Source organism: Gluconobacter sp. Dm-73, from assembly GCF_018256215.1.
Taxonomy (GTDB): domain Bacteria; phylum Pseudomonadota; class Alphaproteobacteria; order Acetobacterales; family Acetobacteraceae; genus Gluconobacter; species Gluconobacter cadivus.
The window spans coordinates 1-4,327 of record NZ_JAERLW010000022.1; the positions used below are offsets into that span (position 1 = coordinate 1).

General features: G+C 57.3%; 7 protein-coding genes and 1 other RNA gene. 6 read left to right on the plus strand and 2 right to left on the minus strand.

The genetic code is table 11. The features are described 5' to 3' along the window. Nucleotides 1-172: 172 nt before the first annotated feature. Nucleotides 173-955 (plus strand): fasciclin domain-containing protein, encoded by a 783-nt coding sequence (locus JK176_RS14730; RefSeq protein ID WP_211588381.1) that lies wholly within the window; start codon nt 173-175, stop codon nt 953-955. On the opposite strand, the gene JK176_RS14735 is transcribed toward JK176_RS14730, so the two are convergent. Both JK176_RS14735 and JK176_RS14740 read right to left on the minus strand, forming a co-directional pair. After that, on the minus strand, nt 926-1,504 hold the full coding sequence (locus JK176_RS14735; RefSeq protein WP_211588382.1) for a thiamine phosphate synthase: 579 nt from the start codon (nt 1,502-1,504) through the stop codon (nt 926-928). The genes JK176_RS14730 and JK176_RS14735 overlap by 30 nt on opposite strands. Continuing rightward, nucleotides 1,491-1,925, minus strand: coding sequence for a hypothetical protein (locus JK176_RS14740; RefSeq protein WP_211588383.1), 435 nt, complete (start codon nt 1,923-1,925; stop codon nt 1,491-1,493). The genes JK176_RS14735 and JK176_RS14740 overlap by 14 nt, the downstream gene beginning before the upstream one ends. Before the next feature lie 35 nt (nt 1,926-1,960). Between JK176_RS14740 and JK176_RS14745 the strand changes: the two genes are divergently transcribed. The 5 genes from JK176_RS14745 (at nt 1,961) to JK176_RS14765 (ending at nt 4,125) form a co-directional block, all read left to right on the plus strand. Then, a complete protein-coding gene (locus JK176_RS14745; protein ID WP_349291944.1) occupies nt 1,961-2,179 on the plus strand; it encodes a hypothetical protein in 219 nt (72 codons plus the stop codon). A 3-nt stretch (nt 2,180-2,182) separates the two neighbouring features. Next, nucleotides 2,183-2,527 carry a cell division protein ZapA gene (locus tag JK176_RS14750; protein ID WP_211588384.1) on the plus strand — a complete coding sequence of 115 codons (345 nt, stop codon included), beginning with the start codon at nt 2,183-2,185 and terminating at the stop codon, nt 2,525-2,527. 49 nt (nt 2,528-2,576) lie between these two features. Continuing rightward, nucleotides 2,577-2,733, plus strand: a non-coding RNA gene (gene ssrS, locus JK176_RS14755) — 6S RNA. After that, nucleotides 2,720-3,298 (plus strand): 5-formyltetrahydrofolate cyclo-ligase, encoded by a 579-nt coding sequence (locus JK176_RS14760; protein ID WP_211588385.1) that lies wholly within the window; start codon nt 2,720-2,722, stop codon nt 3,296-3,298. Before ssrS ends, JK176_RS14760 begins: the two co-directional genes overlap by 14 nt. 11 nt (nt 3,299-3,309) lie before the next feature. Beyond that, a complete protein-coding gene (locus tag JK176_RS14765) occupies nt 3,310-4,125 on the plus strand; it encodes a TIGR00282 family metallophosphoesterase (protein WP_206035447.1) in 816 nt (271 codons plus the stop codon). Nucleotides 4,126-4,327: the final 202 nt, after the last annotated feature.

Genomic DNA, 4,327 nt, shown 5'->3' on the forward strand with positions numbered 1-4,327 from the left:
TGGGTGGATGGGGTGGCGGTTTTCCGTCGACCTATTACAACACAAGCTGTCAGACGACATTCGAGCTGGTCAGCGGTCATGTCGTCGGATGGACCATGCGCGGGGACGGGTGCTGAAACGCCCGGCCTGCTCTATGGTCGTCTCTCCCGCTCACAGGATGGTGCGATCAGGCATGGATGTGCGACTCGATGTTTTCCCTTCAGGACGGTTTTCGGGCTGGGGGAAGGGGCTGAAACTCGGCGTGGGGCTCCTGCTTGGGGCCACGCTGTCCGCCTGTGGCGATCCTGACTGGCAGGGCACAGACTGGACGAAGAACTATCAGGACAGTTTCGAGACCCAGATCAGCGCCCGCGCGTCTGCAATGCCGGGAAGCACTGATGGCGCCTATAAGCCCAGTGCGGACGGGACGCCCAACAGTCCGGTCGCCTATCACTCGCCTCCGATGCTGTCTTATGAGGATCGTCCGCTTGACGAGAATATCGCGGGTTCTCTGGAACTCAGCGACTACGTCAAGGCGATCCAGGTGGCGAAGCTGGAGCCGTGGATTAGTGGTCCGGGGCCGTACACGCTTTTTGCGATTCCCAATGCGGCTATGGAACGTTTGAGTGCGCGCTGGCCCGGTGGGCTGCTGGCTCCGGCCAATCGCGGGCAGCTCGTCCATATTCTGGGCTACACGATTGCCTATGGAAAATGGAACGAAGCCGCTTTGCGCCGGGCCATTCACCGGAACCATGGCCATGCAATCGGCCTGAAGACCCTGTATGGCGATCTTCTGGGCGTTGAAGTGTCGTCGCGTACGGGCGAACTGCTGCTCGAGAATGCAGCGGGTGAGACCAACCGTCTGTGGGGCAAGTCTTTCCCGCAGTCCAATGGCGTTCTTTACTTCACTCAGGACGCGCTTCTGCCGATACCTACCGTAAAGGTTTCAGCCGGCCGCAAGCACGGCCATCGCTGAAAATCGCTCTTTATCCTTGCCATCAAACTGAAGGGGGATGGCAAGGAAATCGGCACCGGCAGTGATTGCTGAGGAAGCATCCGCCGCAGTCGTGACATTCTCCGTGACGCCCGGAAGTTCCATGACGGAACTCCACCATGTCACGAGTTCCAGATCTCCCGCAGGAAACGCGACATAATCGGCGCCCGATTCGCCAGCTTTCATGGCATCATCGCGGTTGTCGCACGCACAGCCGATCGGCATATCGCTCCCGACCGTTTTGCGAAGCGTGACCAGATTCTCGACACAGGCGACATGCAGCCCATCGCAGATCCCCAGAAGGGAGTCTGGAGTATTGGACAGCGGAACGCCGACTTCAGGGATCAGGGCGACGCCATTGGCATGGAGCAGGTCCACCAGCTGTGAAAGCTGTGCTTTCTCTGGCGTCCAGCTACAGGGCAACCGAAGGGCGGTGACTTCAGGCAGCGGCAGAATATCGCGGAGCACCTCTAGAGCGGCGTCGATATCAAAACCGGCAGGTAAAACGGGGTAGAGATCACAGGCTGTCATGGGGATGTTCTCGCAGATTGTGGATGCGGGAGCTAGGCGGTCTGAACGTCAGGATCCGTCCGTGATATTGGTCATAGGAATCCAGCGTGCGAAGTTGTGCGGCATTGACCCCGCAGATGACCCAGCCGACCCCGCAATCCAGCGCCTGTCGTGCCGCTGGGGGGGAGGCGCCGCAATCCAGAACAGATAATCCCGCGTGGTCGCTCATGATGTTCAGCCACCAGGGAACACCAAAGCTGCTGCCTGCACTTTCGACGGAGAGGGCAAGAAAGCGATTTCCCTTAAGCCGGATAATCCGATCCATCTCATGGCGCGACGAAATGACGAAAACAGGATAGTGAAAGGGCAGGGATGTCCTTGACCCCAAAGCGGGATCGGGTCTTTCCTGAGCAACGGGCCGGAGCGGGTCTGTATCGGGCATTTGACTGGCATAATGATTGCAGGAACGGGAAGAACGTGGCGGTAAACGAGACAGGTATGGCGCAGGACGATAAGACGGTTGAGCGTCTTGAGGAAGCGATGATGCGGATTGCCGCTGCGTCCGAGCGTCATGTTCTGGCAAAGGAAGCCTGTGAGCGTGCCCTTCATTCCGTGCCTGACCTTTCGGAATTTGCAGCCAATATCGATGCGCTGTGCGCCCGCATTCAAGGCGTGCTGAACAGGAAAGAGGGCTGAGCGATGGGACAAGTATCCATTCGCCTTAATGGCTACGTCTATAATGTCGGGTGTCAGGATGGCGAAGAAGCCCATCTGTATGACATGGCCCGTCATGTCGAAGGCTGGCTTCAGCGGGCCCGGAGTCTGGGTGGGGCTGCAAGCGAATCCAAAACGCTCATGATGGCCGCCCTTCTGATGGCCGATGAAATTTTTGAACTGAAGCACCGGCAGATTTCGCCTCAGGCCGAAGCGAAGATCCAGCAGGCCGGACATCTGCTTCAGCGTGAGGGCGCGCGTCAGGAGCGTCTGGCCCGTCTGGCGGGGCAGGCAGAGCTTCTTGCCTCGGAACTGGAGCGTACTTCCTGATTCTTCAAGGTTTGCATTGAATATCGGGCCGGACAGTCTAATATAGGCGATGGAGCTGCCTGGTGCGTCAGGCAAATCATCCCCCGGGCCGATAAGCATTCCTACGGGAACTGGCTCTGTCGTGGCCCTGGTCACGTTAACCGGTGCCCACCTGCACTTGCAGGTCTAGGAGGGCTGAAAAGACCAACGGCTTTGGCGGCTCCACAGATTTCCGAAATCGACGTTCTGAAAAAAAACCTGCGCCGCAAAATGGCCGAATATCGGCAGGGGCTGTCTTCTGAAGACGAAGAGAGGCTGCGCGGCTTTCTCTTAAAAGAAATTCTCGCACAGCCTGCTCAAAAAATTGCCGCAGTCTGGCCTCTCGCAGAAGAGGTCGATCTTCGCCCCCTGTGTCATGATGTGTGGAAAGCCGGGCGTCAGGTTCTGTTGCCTGAAACCACACCAAAGGGCTCTCCTTTGATATTCAGGCGCTGGACGCCTGCGTCCCCCATGATTGTTGGCCGTTTCGGAACATCGCATCCGGAGGGTGACGTTGACGTTCCGGATCTTGTTCTTGTGCCATTTCTGGCATTTGACCGTTTCGGTTACCGGCTTGGATATGGTGGCGGCTATTATGACCGTACTTTGGCCGCACTGAATGTTCCGGCGATCGGCTTCGGCTTTGCCGGTCAGCAGATCAATGCCGTTCCCAGGGGCCCGTACGATATTCCGTTAAAAACGATCGTGACGGAGTGCGGGGTGATCCGGACTGATAACCCAAAATCTTTATGAAAGACTGACTGTTGAGACTGCTGTTTCTGGGCGACATTATCGGGCGTAGCGGGCGTGAGGCCATTATCCGAAATCTGGCCGACTGGCGTGAGAAACTCTCGCTGGATCTGGTGGTCGCCAATGGTGAGAATGCCTCACACGGCTATGGCCTCTCCCCGGATATAGCGAAAAACCTGCATAGTGCTGGCGTCGATGTCATTACGCTGGGCAATCATGCGTGGGATCGCCGTGATATGCTCGGCTATATCAACCAAGCCCCCCATATCGTCAGGCCTGCCAATTACCCTGCCGGAACGCCGGGGCAGGGGAGCCATATCGTTGAAATCAGCCGTGGGCGCAGGGCTCTCGTCATCAATGTGATGGGGCGCATTTTCATGGACCCGCTGGATGATCCTTTCCGGGTCGTCAGCGAGATTTTGTCAAAACATCGGCTTGGCGTGACGGTTCATGCCATCCTGATTGACGTTCATGCCGAAGCCACCAGCGAGAAAATGGGCTTTGGAGCTTATTTTGATGGCCGGGCCTCCGTTGTGGTGGGAACGCATACGCATGTTCCCACTGCGGACCATCGCATTCTGCCTGCGGGCACGGCCTACCAGACGGATGCCGGGATGTGTGGCGACTACGATAGCGTCATAGGAATGGGGAAACCCGCAGCCCTCCATAAACTGGTTCGAAAAACTCCGGGTGACCGTCCGCAGCCGGCGGAAGGAGAGGCGACAGTCTGTGGGCTTATGGTGGAAACGGATGACGCCACCGGTCTGGCCAGAAAGGTTGCTCCGCTGCGGATTGGCGGACATCTGGCTCCCAACTGGCCGGACTTCTGAGAAAAGCAGAAAAATTGAGAAAAAACCGTCTTTTTTCGAGTGCGATTCGCAATGAATAGTGGGGGTTAGTCTTTTCTGTCCCAGAAAACCGGGATTTTTCCTGTTGATAAGTGCCTTGTGAATTCTGTTTGACAGTATGCTGAGGTGGTCCTATAAGCCCGTTCACCGACGCAGCGGGGCCCACTTCGAGGGGTTCTGGAGC

Excerpts from the sequence above, each read along its gene's own strand:
- JK176_RS14730 (WP_211588381.1), top strand. The coding sequence starts at position 173 with ATGGATGTGCGACTCGATGTTTTCCCTTCAGGACGGTTTTCGGGCTGG.
- JK176_RS14735 (WP_211588382.1), bottom strand. The coding sequence starts at position 1,504 with ATGACAGCCTGTGATCTCTACCCCGTTTTACCTGCCGGTTTTGATATC.
- JK176_RS14740 (WP_211588383.1), bottom strand. The coding sequence starts at position 1,925 with ATGCCCGATACAGACCCGCTCCGGCCCGTTGCTCAGGAAAGACCCGAT.
- JK176_RS14750 (WP_211588384.1), top strand. The coding sequence starts at position 2,183 with ATGGGACAAGTATCCATTCGCCTTAATGGCTACGTCTATAATGTCGGG.